The sequence below is a fragment of the Micromonospora sp. NPDC051196 genome (assembly GCF_040682415.1).
GTDB lineage: Bacteria > Actinomycetota > Actinomycetes > Mycobacteriales > Micromonosporaceae > Micromonospora.
Genome location: NZ_JBFBAY010000001.1, coordinates 831,461 through 847,223, shown reverse-complemented (window position 1 = coordinate 847,223; position 15,763 = coordinate 831,461). Strand labels below are relative to the sequence as shown.

Here is a 15,763-nt window from a genome sequence, read left to right as displayed (position 1 = left end):
TCGCTCACCGCTTCTCCTTGACCACCGATAGGGATCACACCTGCTCCGTAAGGTACTTTCTCCCTTCAGGCCGCCTGGCAGGCGGCGACGGAGGGAGGTCGAGTCGTGGTACAGGCGTACATCCTCATCCAGACAGAGGTCGGCCGGGCGCGTGACGTGGCCGGTCTCATCGCGGATCTCGCCGGCGTGGTCCGGGTCGACGCGGTGACCGGGCCGTACGACGTGGTCGTGCTCACCGAGGCGAACACCGTCGACGAGCTCGGCAAACTCATCGTCAGCAACGTGCAGATGGTGCCCGGCATCACCCGCACCCTCACATGTTCGGTGGTGCGGCTGTAAGTGGGCAGGATCGCCGAATCTCCCGCCGAGACCACGCGCGAGAAGGACGCCGCGCCGGCACCCGACCGCACCAGCCGCACCGCCGCGCTGGTCGCCACGGCCGTGGCCCTGCCGGTCGCCCTCCTGGTGGGCGCCCTGGCCTTCGTCAATCTCGCCCCGGACAACTCGACCGCCACGCCGGAGCCCTCGCCGACCTCGGCTCGGCCGCAGGCCACCGCTCCGGTCGAGATGGCCGCCCCGGCGCTGGCCGAACGGCCGGCGACCGTCTGCCGCGCCCTGTTGTCGCAGCTGCCCACCTCGATCCGCGACCTGCCGCAGCGATCGGTGACCGCCGGGCCGGAGCAGAACGCCGCGTACGGTGACCCGGCGCTGACGGTGGCCTGTGGTGGCGCCGAGCCCGAGGTGACGCCCACCGACCACATCTACCTGGTCAACGCGGTGTGCTGGCACGCGGTGGAGGAGGCCGACGCCACGGTGCTGACCACGCTCGATCGGGAGACCGCGGTGACCGTACGGGTGCCGCACTTCTACGGCGAGGCGTTGCAGTGGGCCGCCCCGGTCGCCAGGACCATCGTCGCCTCGGTTCCCTCGGCGGGCCCGGTCCCGTCCGGCTGCACTTCCTGAACCCGGTCGTAGGCGGTCCACGTCGGGCGGGCCCGACGCCGGCCGGTCAGTACTGTCCCGGGCCTCGGGTCAGCGCGGTGCGGACAAGCCGGTCGACCAGCTTCGGGTACTCCAGGCCGGAGGCCGCCCACATCCGGGGGAACATCGACGTCGGGGTGAAACCGGGCATCGTGTTGAGCTCGTTGAGGTAGACGTCCAGCTCCGGGGTGACGAAGAAGTCGGCCCGGGCCAGTCCGGCGCAGTCCAGCGCGGTGAAGGCCCGCACGGCGTAATCGCGTACCTGCCGGGCGACCCGGTCGGGCAGGTCGGCCGGGACGTCGTACTCGCAGGCCGACTCGGCGTCGATGTACTTGGCCTCGAAGTCGTAGAAGTCGTAGTCGCCGACCAGCCGCACCTCGGCCAGCACCGACGCCTCGGGCATCCCGCCGGCCTCGCCTTCCAGCACGCCGCACTCGATCTCCCGGCCGACGATCGCGCCCTCGACCAGCACCTTGCTGTCGATCTCCCGGGCGGTGGCGACCGCCGCCTCCAGGTCCGCCCAGTCAGTGACCTTGCTGACCCCGAACGACGATCCGGCCCGCGAGGGCTTGACGAAGACCGGCAGGCCGAGGCGCTGCTTGTCCTCCTCGCTCAACGTCATGCCGCTACGCAGCACCGCGTACGGACCGACCGGGATGCCCTCGGCGGCGCAGAGTTTCTTGGTGAACTCCTTGTCCATCGCCGCAGCCGAGGCGAACACCTTCGCCCCCACGTACGGGATGCCGGCCATCTCCAGCATGCCCTGGATGGTGCCGTCCTCGCCGTAGGCGCCGTGCAGCACCGGAAACACCACGTCCACGTTGGCCAGTGCCTGGGGACCATCGGTCGGGTCGAGCACCAGCAGGCCGCTGCCGGTCGGGTCGGCCCGCAACACGATGTCGGCGCCGGAATCGGCGGTGATCTCCGGCAGTCGACGTGAGTTGATCGCCAGCTCGACGGGGTCGCCGCTGGTCAATACCCACTGGCCAGCGCGGGTGATGCCGACCGGCACCACTTCGTACTCGTCGGGGTCGAGTGCGCCGAGCACGCTGCCGGCGCTGACGCAGGAGATGCCATGTTCCGGGCTGCGGCCGCCGAAGACGATCGCCACGCGGGTCTTGCCTGGGGTGGTCACTGCGGTCACCTTTCCGGGACGCACTGCTGGCGCTCTCCCGGATGACCTTACTGTGCGTGGCGGGGGCGGGTAGTCGATACCCTACGGGAAGACAAGCTGGCCGCATTCGGTCAACGGTCACTACACGGTGCGTGATCGGGCGGCGTCAGCTGGCCAGGTCACGCTCCCCGAAGGCACGTCTCCGTCCGATCGCGATCACCTTGACCCGCTGCCGACCGGCCCGCACCATGCCCAACGCCATGAACGCGCCGGCGATCCGTTCGGCCGCCTCCCGGCTGCTCGCGCCGACCACCTGGCGACGCCGTTCGGGCGCGATGCGCTCGTTGCGACCGCCACCCTCGCAGGGACGGACGTCGGTCAGCACGACCAGGAACCGGGTCATCGCCGCGCGTCGCCGGTCGGCCGGGCCCGTCGTGGCCACGAGGTTGCCCGACAGTCTCTGCGCACGTCGCTCCCCTTCCGTGCCCCGACCAACGGCGCGGCACGCGGCGGCCGGGTACGGGGGAATAACCCGACCGCCGCGCGCCCCATCCCCTCCGGTCGCTCACCACCACCGTCGCCACGACAACCGGTGGTGAGGACGCCCTAACAGCCTGACACCATCACAACCATGAATGCAACTCTCACCGACGTTTTCTCATGTACACAGTCCCAAATACATGCGACCATCGATGCATGGCTCCGAAGACCGCACGTGCCCGACGGCTGGGCATCGCCCTGCGCCACCACCGTGAGGCCGCCGGCCTCACCCTCGAAGTCGCGGCCGACGAGATCAACAGCACCCGCAGCACGCTGTCCCGCTACGAGAACGCGCAGACCCTGGTGAGCCCGGCCACCGTACGCGCGCTGCTCACCCTCTACGGGGTCGGCGCCGACGAGGTCGCGGCGGCCGTGGCACTGGCCAAGGACGCGCGTAAGCCCGGTTGGTGGGTGTCCTACTCGTACCTGCTCGACCGACGCACCATCGACTTCATCGCGCTGGAGGCCGAGGCCACCGGCATCGCCAACTTCGAACCGTCGGTGGTGCCAGGGCTGTTGCAGACCGCCGACTACATCCGGGGCGTGATGCGGGGCGGCCCGCACACCCTCAGCGACAACGAGGTCGAGGAGCGGGTCCACCTGCGACTGGACCGACAGCAACGACTCACCGGTGACGAGCCACCGATCTTCGACGCGATCCTCGACGAGGCCGCACTACTGCGCCCGGTCGGCGACGAGACCGCGATGCAGGGGCAGTTGCGCCACCTGCTCAAGATGAGCGAGCTGCCGAACATCACCGTGCAGCTGATCCCGCTGGTCGCCGGTTACCACCGGGGCACGCGGGGTTCCCTGCACATTCTCGAGTTCGCCGACCCGGAGGATCCGATCATCGCCTCGGTGGAGACGGTCGCCGGGCAGATGATTCTCGACCGGCCCGGCGACCTGCGAACCTGTACCAAGATCATGGAACACCTGCGGACCGTCGCGCTCAGCCCCACGGCCAGTCGCGACGAACTTGTCAAGATCCTGAAAGGACGGTAGATGATGACACCGACGACCAACGCCGCCAGGGCGGAGGCCGGATGGCGCAAGAGCAGCCACAGCGGCGACGAGGGCGCCTGCGTGGAGGTGGCGGCCGCGCCCGGCACGGTGGCCGTACGCGACTCCAAGGACCCGGACGGCCCGCTGCTGACCTTCGCACCGTCCGCCTGGACCGCCTTCGCCGAGGCACCACCGGCACGCTGACCCCTCGGGGGAACCCATAGCCGCTGACCGGGCCGGTAAGGGCACCGCCGGCCCGGTCAGCCCGCCCGAGGCGATCAGTTGCCGACCAGCGGCGCAGGTGCCGGCAGGGCGCGGACCGCCGCCAGGGCGGCGAGAGCGGCACCCCGGGCCCCGGCCATGTCCCGCTCCGGCACCAGCGCGAAGGTGGCCAGCGCGGCCTGCTCGGCCCGCAGCACGGTGTGCTCGCGTACGGTCGCCAGGAACCAGTCACGGAACTCGGGGACGGTCTCCACCACCCCACCACCGACGAAGTACGCATGCGGGTCGGTGAAGTTGGCCGCGATGGTGAACAACGCCCCGAGCGCTCTCGCCTGCTGGGCGAAGATCTCCCGCGCCAGCTCGTCGCCCCGCTCGCCGTAGCCACGGACCAGCTTCGCCGCCCGCGCCAAAGGCTCAGCGGCCAGCGGGTGATCCGGAAACCGGGTGAGCCAGTACGGCAGCAGGTTGCGCTCGATCGCGGTCAGCGAGGCGACGGACTCCACGTCACCGACGAAGCCGCAGGCGCAGGTCGGCACCGGCTGCCCCGCTGCCAGCACGTTCGTCAGCGGAATGTGCACGTGCCCCAGTTCACCGGCCATCCCCGCCGCACCGGCGATCACCCGGCCGTTCTCCACCAGACCGCCGCCCAGCCCGGTGCCCACGATCGCCGACACCGACGAACGGTGCATCGCGTCGGCTCCGAAGTGGACATGGTGGGCGTAGAGCGCGGCGGCGTTGCCGTCGTTGTGGTAGACCACCGGCAACCCGAGCCGGCGTTCCAGGGCACCCCGGATGTCGTGGCCACGCCACGCCGGCTGGGAGAAGTTCGTCGACCCCTTCGACGAGATCACCCCGGTGGCGCTGGCCGGACCGGGCGTGTCCAGCCCGATCGCGCGGACCTGATCGCGGGACACCCCGGTCAGGGCAAGGACGCCGTCGAAGGAACGGGCCATCGCCTCGACGGCGGCCTGCGGCCCGGCGCGTACCTCGCTGGGCGTCTCCACGAGCTGATCGACCAGGAACTGCCCATCGACCGTGAGCACGGTGGCGTTGTTGCTCGTACCGCCGTTGTCGATCCCCACGACCACCGTTGTGCCAGCCACCCGTCAACCGCCTCCCACCGTCCCGGTCTGACGTGAGGCTAGTTCTCGATCCCTCGACCCGCCATGCCTACGGCCGTCGGGCCGTCATCGCCGTGGCGGCCAGGGATTCGTCGCGAACCGTCGCCGGGACCAGTCCAGCCGCCGTCAACACCGCCGCAAACAGGTCGACCTGCGTCTCACCGACCTCCACCACCAGATGTCCGCCCGGCGCGAGCCAGCGCGTCGCGTCGCCGGCGAGCCGGCGCAGCACCGCCAACCCGTCCGGCCCACCGTCGAGCGCCACCGGCGCCTCGTACCGGCGTGACTCGGCCGGCAGCAGGTCCAACGCCGCCGTCGGCACGTACGGCGCGTTCGCCACCACCAGGTCCAGGCCGCCGCACCACGCCGTCGGCAGCGCGCCGAACAGGTCACCGGCGAAGACCGGTACGGACAGCTCGGCGAGGTTGTGCCGGGCACAGGCCACTGCGGTCGGGTCCAGGTCCACCGCGGCCAGCAGTCGCGGATCGCGGAGTCGACGCGCCAGGGACCGGGTGATCGCGCCCGAGCCGCAACACAGCTCGACCACCCGCGCCGCCGGGCCGGTCACCGCCACGGCCGCCGCCACCAGCAGAGCCGTACGCGTCCGGGGCACGAAGACCCCGGGCAGGACGGTGATCCGCTCGCCGCAGAACTCCGCCCAGCCGAGCAGATGCTCCAGCGGCTCCCCGGCGACCCGCCGGTCGACCAGTACCGTGAACGTCTGTGGGCTGTCGGCCGCCTCGACGAGGAGTCCGGCCTCTTCCTCGGCCCAGACACAGCCGGCCCGGCGCAACCGGTCGACCGTGGCGGCCCGTAGCGCCGGGGAGACGGCCGTCATCAAGCCGTGGCGTCCAGCGCGGCCGACACGTCGGCGGTCAGGTCCACGGTGTCCTCCACCCCGCAGGAGAGCCGGACGAAACCCGGCGTGGTGTCGTCACCCCACTGGGCGCGCCGGTCGGCGGTGGTGTGCAGCCCGCCGAAGGAGGTGGCCGCCGAGACCAGCCGGGCCGCGTCGAGGAATCGGGCGACCCGCTCGGCGCTGCCCAGATCGAAGGAGAGCACCCCCGGCATCCGGCGCAGCTGACGCGAGGCCACCGGGTACGCCGGATCGTCCGGCAGGCCCGGCCAGCGCAGCCCGGACACGTCGGCGCGGGCCGCCAGCAGCCGGGCGAGGGCCTCGGCGTTGGCACTCTGCCGGGCCAGGCGCAGGTCGAGGGTGGCCAGCGAGCGGTGCGCCAGCCAGGCGTCGAACGCCCCGGGCACCGCCCCGGTGGCCGTACGCCAGGCGGTGAACCGCTCCACCAGTTCCGGTGACCGGGTGGCCAGGTAGCCCAGCAGCAGATCGGAGTGCCCGGTCAACGCCTTGGTGCCGGAGGCGACCACCAGGTCCGCGCCGAGATCCAACGGGCGCTGCCCGAGCGGGGTCGCGGTGGTGTTGTCCACCGCCAGCAGGGCACCGGCGGCGTGCACCCGCTCGGCCAGCGCGGGCAGGTCGACCACGTCCAGTCCCGGGTTGGCCGGCGTCTCCACCAGCACCAGGCGTACCCCGTCGAAGGACGGGTACGGCCCGACGGTCGGCGCCAGCAGTACCCGTACGCCGTTGCCGGCCAGCGTGTCGGTGGCGAACGCACGGACCGGGAAGTACCCGTCGGCGGGCAGTACCACCGCGTCACCGGCGCGCAGCAGCCCCAGCAACAGCCCGGTGATGGCCGCCTGGCCGCTGGCGAAGACCCGGCACTCGCCGCCCTCCAGGTCACCGATCGCCGCCTCCAGCAGCCGGCGGGTGGGGTTGTCCGGGCGTCCGTACCCGTTCGGCGCCGCCTCCGGCCCGTGTCGGGGATCGAGATGGTACGGCGCGGCGAAGACCGGCCCCGGCAGGAAGGGCTGTCCCGGTACGGGGTCGGGCAGGCCGGCTCGCACGCACCGGGTGCCGTCACCGCCGGCCGGTGAGCGGTGCTCGTACTGCTCAGCGGAAAGGACCTCGTACTCGCCCACCCGCGCTCACTCCGGCTTCGTGGTACGGCTCATCAGGGCGCGTACCGCCACCCGCGGGTCGACGCCCTCGTGGCAGACCAGCTCGACCTGCTCGGTGATCGGCATCTCCACACCGTGCGCGCGGGCCAGGTCGCGGATGGCCAACGCGCTCTTGACCCCCTCGGCGGTCTGCCGGGTGGCCACCCGTGCCTCCTCCAGGGTGGCGCCCCGGCCCAGGTGTTCACCGAAGGTGCGGTTACGCGCCGACGGCGACGAGCAGGAGGCCACCAGATCACCCATGCCGGCCAGGCCGGCGAAGGTGAGCGGGTCCGCGCCGAGGGCCACCCCGAGCCGGGCGGTCTCGGCCAGCCCTCGGGTGACCAGCATGGCCCGGGTGTTGTGGCCGAAGCCCATCGCGGTGGCGATGCCGTACGCCAGGGCGATCACGTTCTTCACCGCGCCGCCCAGCTCGCAGCCGATCACGTCGTCGTTGGTGTACGGCCGGAAGTACGGCGTGGTGATCGACCGCTGCACCAGGGTGGCCCGGTCGGAGTCGGTGCACGCGACCACCGTGGCGGCCGGCTGCTCGGCGGCGATCTCCGGCGCCAGGTTGGGCCCGGAGACGACCACCACCCGGTCCGCGGCCACCCGCGCGGTCTCCACGATCACCTCGCTCATCCGCTTGGTGGTGCCGAGTTCGATGCCCTTCATCAGCGACACCAGCGTGGCGTCGGCGTGCAGGTGCGAGACCCACTCGGCGAGGTTGCCCCGCAGCGTCTGCGACGGCACCGCCAGCACCACCATCTCAGCGCCCTTGAGCGCCTCAACGGCGTCACCGGTGCCGGTGATCCGCTCCGGCAGCACCACCCCGGGCAGGTACTCCGGGTTGCGTCGCTCGGTACGGATGATGTCGGCGATCGGCTGTCGCCGGGCCCAGATGGTCACCTCCCGCCCGGCGTCGGCGAGGATCTTCGCGAACGCCGTACCCCAGGAGCCGGCGCCCAGCACCGCCACGTGCCCACTCACGCCGTCGCCTCCGGGCGCCGCTGCTCGGCGTTGGCCCGACCACCGCGCTGCCACAGCGGTGGTGGTGTGTCGCCCCGGATCTCGGCGAGCATGTCCCGCAGCCGCAGCATGATCACGTCGGTCATCTCCTCGAGCACCTGTCGGCTCGGTGCGGCGCCGGCCCAGCGGCTCAGGTCGATCGGCGGCCCGGCCACCACGGTCACCGGGATCCGGGGCCGTGGGTTGAGCCGCCCCCGACGCGGGTCGAAGATGCGCTCCGGCCCCCACATCACCACCGGCACCACCGGGGCACCGGTCGCCAAAGCCAGCCGAGCGGCCCCGGTCTTGCCCTTCATCGGCCACAGGTCCGGTTCGCGGGTGATGGTGCCCTCCGGGTAGATCACCACAGCGTCACCCTCGCCGAGCGCCTTGATCAGGGCGTCCAGCGACTTGACCGCGTCGACCGTCCCCCGCTCGACGGGGATCTGCTTGCACCGGTGCAGGATCCAGCCGATCACCGGAACCTTGAAAACGCTCGCCTTGCCCAGGAACTGCGGCCACCGCCCGGAGTCGTAGATGAAGTGGGAGGCGACGAGCGGGTCGGCATGCGACATGTGGTTCGCCACGATGATCAGCGGACCGTCGTTGCCGAGGTGCTCCATCCCCCGCCAGGTACGCCGGGTCCAGATCGTCATCACCGGCTTGACCAGCACCACGGCTAACCATTGCCAGAACCCCAGCCTGCGCTGACCCACCGTGCCTCCTCGTGCCCGCCCCGTCCACCGGAGGAACCGGTGACACCCGCAGCCGAAATCATGCCTGCTCGCCCCTGGTACGGCCAGTGAGGATACCGGTGCCAGGCTGGCAGGATGACAGTGTGAGTCAGCCATGGACCGTGGTGGTGCCGGTCAAGCGCCTGACCGCCGCGAAGACTCGGCTGCGCGGCGGGGTGCCGGGCGTACCGCACGAGGAACTGGCGCTGGCGCTGATCGCCGACACCCTGCACGCGGTGCGCGCCTGCTCCGGGGTGGTCGAGGTCCGGGTGGTCACCGACGATCCCCGGGTGAGCGCGCTGGCCCGGCTGGCCGGCGCGCGGGTGCTGCCCGACGCCCCGGACGCCGGCCTGAACGCCGCGTTCCGGCACGGCGCGGCCGGCGTCGCCGGGTGGGTGGCCGGGCTTACGGCCGATCTGCCCGCCCTGCGTCCGGCCGAGTTGGCCGCCGCCCTGGAGGCGGCCCGGACCGGACCGGCGGACGTACGCCGATTCGTCAGCGACACCCCGGGTACCGGCACGGTGCTGCTGGCGGCGCCGCCCGGAGTACCCCTGGATCCCCGGTTCGGGCCCGGCTCGGCCGCAGCGCACGCGGCCAGTGGCGCTCGACCGTTGACCGGTGACTGGCCCAGCCTGCGTCGGGATGTCGACACCGCCGACGACCTGGCGGCCGCGGCCCGGCTCGGGCTCGGCCCGCGCACCGCGGCGCTGGCCGCCGGCTGCCTGACCGGCTGAGCGCATCTGGTTGCCGGCGAGCACACCCGTCGCCGGTTGGCGCCGGGCTGAGCCAGATCTGCGTGTACGGTGCTGGGCATGCAGGGCACGGTGGCGACCTTCGACGCGGCGACCCGCAGCGGGCTGCTGCTGCTCGACGACGGCACCGAGTTGCCCTTCCCCGCCCGGGCGTTCGACGCCTCCGGGCTGCGGCTGCTCCGCCTCGGTCAGCGGGTCCGGGTGGAAACCGACGCCGACGGTGGCGTCGTTCGGGTGACGTTGCCGACGATGCCCTGACATCCCAGCTCAAGTTCAATTTGTGTTAACCCTGGTCGGGTGATTATGGGCGGGTGAGCACCCCTCGCGAACGCCCGGACCACCCCGCTGGCACCGACCCGGCGGCCTCCTCCGCCGGGCTGGAGGAGGTGCTGGATCCGGTCGACGAGCCGGGCCTGCCCGAACCCGCCGGGCTGACATCCTCGACCGACCGCCCGTTGCCGGAGGACCGGTTCCTCAACCGGGAGCTGTCCTGGCTCGATTTCAACGCCCGGGTCCTGGCGCTGGCCGAGGACCATCGCACGCCGCTGCTGGAGCGGGCCAAGTTCCTCGCCATCTTCGCCAGCAACCTGGACGAGTTCTACATGGTGCGGGTCGCCGGCCTGAAACGGCGGCTCACCGCCGGCCTGCCGGTACGCGGCGGCGACGGGTTGCCCCTGCGTACCCAGCTCGAACTGGTCGCCGCGAAGGCGGCCACCCTGGTAGCCCGGCACGCCGCCTGCTTCATCGACGACGTGTTGCCGGGGCTGGCCGCCGAGGGCATCCGGGTGCTGCGCTGGTCGGACCTCGGCAACGCCGAGCGGGAACGGCTGCGCGCCTACTTCCGCGAGCAGATCTTTCCGGTGCTCACCCCGCTCGCGGTCGACCCGGCCCACCCGTTCCCGTACATCTCGGGCCGATCGCTCAATCTGGCGGTGTCGGTACGCGACCCGGACGGCGGGCCCGAACTGTTCGCCCGGGTCAAGGTGCCCAACAACGTGCCCCGGTTCGTCCGGGTCGACCGCAACCAGCCCGGAGTGCGGATGCTGCCGGTGGAGGATCTCATCGCCGTCCACCTCAGCCAGCTCTTCTCCGGCATGCAGGTGGTGGAGTGCCACCTGTTCCGGGTCACCCGCAACGCCGAGGTGGAGGTCGACGAGGACCGCGACGAGGATCTGCTCCAGGCCCTCGAACGGGAACTGGCCCGGCGACGATTCGGCCCACCGGTCCGGCTGGAGGTCGCCGCGTCGATCTCCGATCACATGCTGGAGCTGCTGGTCCGCGAACTGGACATGGACGCCCATGACGTGCTGCGGGTCCGCGGCCTGCTCGACCTGTCCGCGCTGTGGCAGCTCTACGGCGAGGCCGACCGGCCGGACCTGAAGGATCCACCCTTCGTGCCGGCCACCCATCCCCGGCTGGCCGAGGGCGAGGTGCCGCGCAGCGTCTTCGCCACCCTGCGCGACGGGGACGTGCTGGTGCACCACCCGTACCACTCGTTCGCCACCAGCGTGCAGCGGTTCATCGAGCAGGCCGCCGCCGACCCGAACGTGCTGGCCATCAAACAGACCCTCTACCGCACCAGCGGCGACTCCCCGATCGTGGACGCGCTGGTCGAGGCCGCCGCGGCCGGCAAGCAGGTGGTGGTGCTGGTCGAGCTGAAGGCCCGCTTCGACGAGGTGGCCAACATCGGCTGGGCCCGCACGCTGGAACGGGCCGGATGCCACGTGGTCTACGGGCTGGTCGGCCTCAAGACCCACTGCAAGACCGCCCTGGTGGTACGCCAGGAGGGCAACCAGATCCGCCGCTACTGCCACATCGGCACCGGCAACTACCACCCCAAGACGGCCCGCCTCTACGAGGACTTCGGCATGCTCACCGCCGACCCGGAGATCGGTGCCGACCTGACCGACCTGTTCAACGTGCTCACCGGCTACAGCCGGCAGACCGCGTACCGGCGGCTGCTGGTGGCGCCGCAGGGCATCCGCAGCGGTCTGATCGAGCGGATCGAACGCGAGATCGCCCATGTCCGGCTCGGCATGCCCGCGCTGGTGCAGTTCAAGGTGAACTCGCTGGTCGACGAGGACATCACCGATGCTCTGTACCGGGCCTCCCAGGCCGGCGTACACGTCGACCTGATCATCCGGGGGATGTGCACGTTGCGCCCGGGCGTGCCCGGGTTCTCGGACAACATCCGGGTCCGCTCGATCCTCGGCCGTTTCCTGGAACACTCCCGGATCTTCCGCTTCGGTAACAACGGCGACGCCGAGTTCTGGATCGGCTCGGCCGACATGATGCACCGCAACCTGGATCGACGGGTCGAGGCGCTGGTCCAGGTCAGCGACCCGGTGGCCCGAGCCGAGCTGGATCACGTGTTGCAGGCGGCGATGAGCCCGGACGTCGACGCGTTCGAGTTGGGCCCTGACGGCTGCTGGACCCGGCGCACTGGCACCCCTGAGACGCCGCTGGTCCATTTGCAGGATCTGTTGCTGCGTCGGGTCGGCAGCGCCGCGGGGTGACGCACCCGGGCATAGGCTGAGCAGATGGTCGAGGAGGAGGGCCTGGCGATCGCTGGCCGTCGGCGGGCCCCACACCCCGATGTCGACGTGGCCGTGATCCGGGCGGCCGGCGGTGTGGTGTGGCGACCGGCACCGTACGGCGGCGTCGAGGTGTGCCTGGTGCACCGCCCCCGGTACGGAGACTGGACGTTGCCGAAGGGCAAGCTGGAGCCGGGCGAGCATCCACTGCTCGCCGCCACCCGGGAGGTCGCCGAGGAGGCCGACGCCCAGGCGGTTCCGCAGGTGCGCCTGCCCAGCGTGCGGTACCGCAGCGAGGGCCTGCTCAAGACGGTCGACTACTGGTCGATGCGGGCGGTGGGCACCGGCGGTTTCCAGCCCGGCACCGAAGTCGACGACGTGCGCTGGCTGGGTGTGGACGACGCGGTGGCGACGGTCAGCTACCCGCACGATGCGCAGGTGCTGGCCGCGTTCGCCGCACTGCCCCCGGCCACTGCGGCGATGCTGCTGGTCCGCCACGGCCACGCCGGTAGGCGGCTGAGCTGGTCCGGTCCGGACACCGGCCGACCGCTGGACGACCGCGGTTGGTCACAGGCGCACTCGTTGGCGCCGCTGATCGCGCTGCTCCGCCCGACCCGACTGCTGTCCGCCTCGCCGCGCCGGTGTGTGCAGACCCTCGACCCGGCCGCCGCACTGCTCGACCTGCCGATCGAGGTCAGTGGTGACCTGGACGAGCCGCGCGCCGGCCAGCAGACCGACGAGTGCGTGCTGGCCACCGCGGCCGCGCTGACCGCACTGGCGATGAGCGGCGAGCCGGTGGCGGTGTGCAGCCAGGGCAAGGTGATTCCCGGCGCGCTGGAACGGCTCATCGGCCGGTGCGGCGACTACTCCACCGGCAAGGGCGGCGGCTGGCTGCTCGCCTTCACCGGCGACCGGCTGCTCGCCGCCGACCGGCTCTGAGGGGTGCCGTCCCGCCTCAGGTGCCTGGCACCGGGTGCCGTCACTGCCGCGCGGCGGGTGGCAGCCTGAGGGTCACGGCGACCGGCAGGTGGTCGCTGGCGGTGCTCGGGATCGCGGTCGGATCGGTGGTCGGCAGGTCCGGCGAGACGAAGATGTGGTCGATCTGCGTGCGCGGGTCGTCGGCCGGGCTGGTGGGCAGCGGACGTACGGCCGCGAAGGCGTCGACCAGTCCGGCGTCGGTGAGGGCCGTGAACGCCGGATCGCCGGGCTCGGTGTTGAAGTCACCAGCGACCACCAGCGGCCCGCCGTCGGCGTACGCGGTGGCGAAGTCGGCGACAGCTTGGGCCTGCACCACCGGATCCGTACCGGGTGGGGGTTGCAGGTGGGTGCTCACCACCGCCAGCCGCACGCCGTCGCTGAAGTCGACGGTGACGCCGAGGGCCTGTGCACCGGTGGGTGCGCCCACCGCGGGCAGCACGCGGGTCTGCGCCCGTTGGACCGGCCAGCGGCTCAACACCGCGTCTCCCCAGAGCGTTCCGGCGGCGGGCGCGAAGACGTACGGCATCTCCAGGCGGGTCGCCAGCAGATGCAGGGTGTCGTGGCCGCCGTTGAGCAACCAGCCCCGGTCGACCTCGCTGAGCACCACCACGTCGGCCCGCCCGATCGCGCGGTCGAGGGCGGCCAGGTCGAGCCGCCCGTCCAGGCCGAAGCCCATCCTGATGTTGTACGCCACCAGTCGTACCTGTTCCGGTGGCCCGCTGCGGTTGCTGGCCACCAGCCACGGCCCGTGTATCGACGCGGCGACGAGGGCGACCAGGGTGGCCAGCAGGGCCGCCGGCCACGCCGACGGTCCGGTGGCGGTACGGACCGGGGGCGCCACCGCAGCGGCCTTGACCGCCGAGAGTCGTCCCCCGAGCGCGACGACGCCCGTCACCGCCGCCACCACGGCGGGCAGCCATCCGTTGGGGTAGCCGATGTCGTAGGCGGCGTAGTAGAGCACCGCCGCGACGGCGAAGACCAGCATGCCGCCGATCGACGCGTACCCGCGCCGGGCAGCGGTCGACGGACCGTGGTCGGCGCCCGTGAGGGCCAGGCAGCCGCCCAGACCCGCCGCGGCGAGCAGCATCGCGAGGCCGAGGGCCGACGGTGGCCCGTACCCGAACAGCAGCGCCCCGACCAACAGCAGCACCGGGAGCAGCGGACGCCAGCGCTCGCGCGGCGGGGACAACGCGCAGAACACGAACAGCGCCACCGCGCCGGCCAGGGGTGCCAGGGCGAACAGGGGTGGTCCGGCGGTGCCGGCATCGCCGAGCCAGAACGACATCGCGGTGCTCGCGACCGCCGGTGACAGCGCGAGCATGCCGCCCAGCAGCAGCGAAGGCCCGACGAGCAGCCAGCTTCGGGCGGGCGGCACCGCGTCGCCGTCGCCTGCGGCGGCGGACCGGCCGGGCTCTGGTCGCCGGGCGGACGCGACCGCCGCGACGAGCAACAGCGCCACCAGCGCGACGCTGAGCAGCCAGGCCTCCCAGCGCCCCCACCACACCAGGTCGTGCGTACCGAGCAGCGCGTGGCCGAGCGCCCCGGCGGTCAGCCCGAAGACCAGCCCGGGCACCGGTTGCGTGACCTGACTCGCGGTCGCCGCCAGCCACACCAGCCCGGCCAGCAGTCCCACGGTGGCCAGCCAGAGTTGCGTACGGCCGCCGGGCATCGCGGTGAGGGCCAGTCGGGCGGCGCTCAGCACGACCACCGCCACGAGGCCGACGGGGCGGGCACCTACCCGCACGACGAGGGCCGGTGCGGCCAGGGCGAGCACGAACCAGCCGAGCGCGAACGCCCCGAGCAGCTCGGCAGGGGTCGACGCGGCCTGCCCGAAGATGGTGATGACCGACGGGAGGAAGACGCGGAGCACGTCGGTCAACACGACGAGGCCCAGCGCCAGGGTGGCGGTACCGAGGTGGCGGTGACGCAGCACGGTTCTCATTTCGCCGAGGTGTGCGGCGATTCTGGCGCCGCGCGGCGCGACGGTCAACGCCTTCGATCCGGTCCGGGTACCGCCCGGACACGGCGAGGGCGCCCACCGACACGGCGGGCGCCCTCGTCGTACGGCCGGTTCAGCGCCGGGTCGCCGCCTTCCTGGCCGGCGCCTTCTTCGCCGGGGCCTTCTTGGCGGCCGTGGTCTTGCTGGCCGTGGTGGTCTTGGTCGCGGCGGTCTTCTTCGCCGGAGCGGCCTTCTTCGTGGTGGTCTTCTTGGCCGCCGCGGTCTTGGCCGTGGTGGCCTTGGCCGCCGTGCTCTTGGCTGCGGTCGTCTTCTTGGCCGCGGTGGTCTTCTTGGCCGCCGCGGTCTTCGTCGCGGTGGTCTTCTTGGCCGCCGCGGTCGTCTTGGTGGCGGTCGTCTTCTTCGCGGTGGTCGCCTTCGCCCCGGTCGCCTTCGCGCCAGTGGTCTTGGCGGTGGCTGCGGCGACCTTCTTCGCCGCCGCCGTGGCCTTCGGCACCTTGCCGCTGGCCACCATCTCCTTGAACCCGGCGCCCGGACGGAAGGTCGGCACGGAGGTCTTCTTGACCTTCACCGCCTCACCTGTACGCGGGTTGCGGGCTGTTCGAGCGCCCCTGACACGCTTCTCGAACGCTCCGAATCCGGTGATCGCCACCTTCTCGCCCTTGGTAACCGCCGCCTGGACCTCAGCGAGGACCGCGTCGAGCGCGGCCGTCGCCGTTTTCCGGTCCCCCAGGCGAACGGCGAGCGCCTCGATGAGCTCGGCCTTGTTCACGACTTCCTCCTGATTGTGCAACTGACTCGACGCGAGCC

The 15,763-nt window shown here is 72.0% G+C and carries 17 protein-coding genes; 8 read left to right on the top strand and 9 right to left on the bottom strand.

All coding sequences use genetic code 11. The features are described 5' to 3' along the window. The first annotated feature begins 105 nt into the window (after nt 1-105). Both AB0M35_RS03890 and AB0M35_RS03885 read left to right on the top strand, forming a co-directional pair. Nucleotides 106-339 carry an Lrp/AsnC ligand binding domain-containing protein gene (locus AB0M35_RS03890; protein ID WP_088646044.1) on the top strand — a complete coding sequence of 78 codons (234 nt, stop codon included), beginning with the start codon at nt 106-108 and terminating at the stop codon, nt 337-339. Nucleotides 340-348: 9 nt separating this feature from the next. Continuing rightward, nucleotides 349-963 carry a DUF3515 family protein gene (locus tag AB0M35_RS03885; RefSeq protein ID WP_363741905.1) on the top strand — a complete coding sequence of 205 codons (615 nt, stop codon included), beginning with the start codon at nt 349-351 and terminating at the stop codon, nt 961-963. Between the two features lie 46 nt (nt 964-1,009). Here AB0M35_RS03885 and AB0M35_RS03880 read toward each other — a convergent pair whose 3' ends face one another. Beyond that, nucleotides 1,010-2,116: a D-alanine--D-alanine ligase family protein gene (locus AB0M35_RS03880; RefSeq protein ID WP_363741089.1), complete on the bottom strand. Its 1,107-nt coding sequence runs from the start codon at nt 2,114-2,116 to the stop codon at nt 1,010-1,012. Nucleotides 2,117-2,261: 145 nt separating this feature from the next. Next, nucleotides 2,262-2,498 carry a hypothetical protein gene (locus AB0M35_RS03875; protein ID WP_363741902.1) on the bottom strand — a complete coding sequence of 79 codons (237 nt, stop codon included), beginning with the start codon at nt 2,496-2,498 and terminating at the stop codon, nt 2,262-2,264. Between the two features lie 293 nt (nt 2,499-2,791). On the opposite strand from AB0M35_RS03875, the gene AB0M35_RS03870 reads away from it, so the two are divergent. Together AB0M35_RS03870 and AB0M35_RS03865 are read left to right on the top strand one after the other, a co-directional pair. Next, nucleotides 2,792-3,637 (top strand): helix-turn-helix transcriptional regulator, encoded by an 846-nt coding sequence (locus tag AB0M35_RS03870; protein ID WP_363741087.1) that lies wholly within the window; start codon nt 2,792-2,794, stop codon nt 3,635-3,637. 3 nt (nt 3,638-3,640) lie between these two features. Further along, a complete protein-coding gene (locus AB0M35_RS03865; protein WP_363741899.1) occupies nt 3,641-3,841 on the top strand; it encodes a DUF397 domain-containing protein in 201 nt (66 codons plus the stop codon). A 74-nt stretch (nt 3,842-3,915) separates the two neighbouring features. Here the strand turns inward: AB0M35_RS03865 and AB0M35_RS03860 are convergent, their stop codons facing one another. The 5 genes from AB0M35_RS03860 to AB0M35_RS03840 form a co-directional block, all read right to left on the bottom strand. After that, nucleotides 3,916-4,962, bottom strand: a complete 1,047-nt coding sequence (locus AB0M35_RS03860; protein WP_363741085.1) for an ROK family protein — start codon at nt 4,960-4,962, stop codon at nt 3,916-3,918. A 67-nt stretch (nt 4,963-5,029) separates the two neighbouring features. Beyond that, the gene (locus AB0M35_RS03855) at nt 5,030-5,818 is read right to left on the bottom strand and encodes a putative protein N(5)-glutamine methyltransferase (protein WP_363741083.1); all 789 of its coding nucleotides are present in this window, start codon (nt 5,816-5,818) and stop codon (nt 5,030-5,032) included. Then, nucleotides 5,818-6,975, bottom strand: coding sequence for a cystathionine gamma-lyase (locus AB0M35_RS03850; protein WP_363741081.1), 1,158 nt, complete (start codon nt 6,973-6,975; stop codon nt 5,818-5,820). The genes AB0M35_RS03855 and AB0M35_RS03850 overlap by 1 nt, the downstream gene beginning before the upstream one ends. A gap of 6 nt (nt 6,976-6,981) precedes the next feature. Beyond that, on the bottom strand, nt 6,982-7,980 hold the full coding sequence (locus AB0M35_RS03845) for an NAD(P)H-dependent glycerol-3-phosphate dehydrogenase (protein WP_363741079.1): 999 nt from the start codon (nt 7,978-7,980) through the stop codon (nt 6,982-6,984). After that, nucleotides 7,977-8,714 carry a lysophospholipid acyltransferase family protein gene (locus tag AB0M35_RS03840; RefSeq protein WP_363741077.1) on the bottom strand — a complete coding sequence of 246 codons (738 nt, stop codon included), beginning with the start codon at nt 8,712-8,714 and terminating at the stop codon, nt 7,977-7,979. Before AB0M35_RS03840 ends, AB0M35_RS03845 begins: the two co-directional genes overlap by 4 nt. 122 nt (nt 8,715-8,836) lie before the next feature. On the opposite strand from AB0M35_RS03840, the gene cofC reads away from it, so the two are divergent. From cofC to AB0M35_RS03820, 4 genes are all read left to right on the top strand, one after another. After that, nucleotides 8,837-9,466 carry a 2-phospho-L-lactate guanylyltransferase gene (cofC, locus tag AB0M35_RS03835; RefSeq protein ID WP_363741075.1) on the top strand — a complete coding sequence of 210 codons (630 nt, stop codon included), beginning with the start codon at nt 8,837-8,839 and terminating at the stop codon, nt 9,464-9,466. 78 nt (nt 9,467-9,544) lie between these two features. Further along, nucleotides 9,545-9,742 carry a cold-shock protein gene (locus tag AB0M35_RS03830; protein WP_363741073.1) on the top strand — a complete coding sequence of 66 codons (198 nt, stop codon included), beginning with the start codon at nt 9,545-9,547 and terminating at the stop codon, nt 9,740-9,742. A 53-nt stretch (nt 9,743-9,795) separates the two neighbouring features. Beyond that, nucleotides 9,796-12,000 (top strand): RNA degradosome polyphosphate kinase, encoded by a 2,205-nt coding sequence (locus AB0M35_RS03825; RefSeq protein WP_363741071.1) that lies wholly within the window; start codon nt 9,796-9,798, stop codon nt 11,998-12,000. A 24-nt stretch (nt 12,001-12,024) separates the two neighbouring features. After that, a complete protein-coding gene (locus tag AB0M35_RS03820) occupies nt 12,025-12,957 on the top strand; it encodes an NUDIX hydrolase (protein WP_363741069.1) in 933 nt (310 codons plus the stop codon). 40 nt (nt 12,958-12,997) lie between these two features. Here AB0M35_RS03820 and AB0M35_RS03815 read toward each other — a convergent pair whose 3' ends face one another. Both AB0M35_RS03815 and AB0M35_RS03810 read right to left on the bottom strand, forming a co-directional pair. Then, complete coding sequence (locus tag AB0M35_RS03815; protein ID WP_363741067.1) at nt 12,998-14,938, bottom strand: endonuclease/exonuclease/phosphatase family protein; 1,941 nt, start codon at nt 14,936-14,938, stop codon at nt 12,998-13,000. A 130-nt stretch (nt 14,939-15,068) separates the two neighbouring features. Next, nucleotides 15,069-15,725 (bottom strand): HU family DNA-binding protein, encoded by a 657-nt coding sequence (locus AB0M35_RS03810; protein ID WP_363741065.1) that lies wholly within the window; start codon nt 15,723-15,725, stop codon nt 15,069-15,071. Nucleotides 15,726-15,763 lie beyond the last annotated feature (38 nt).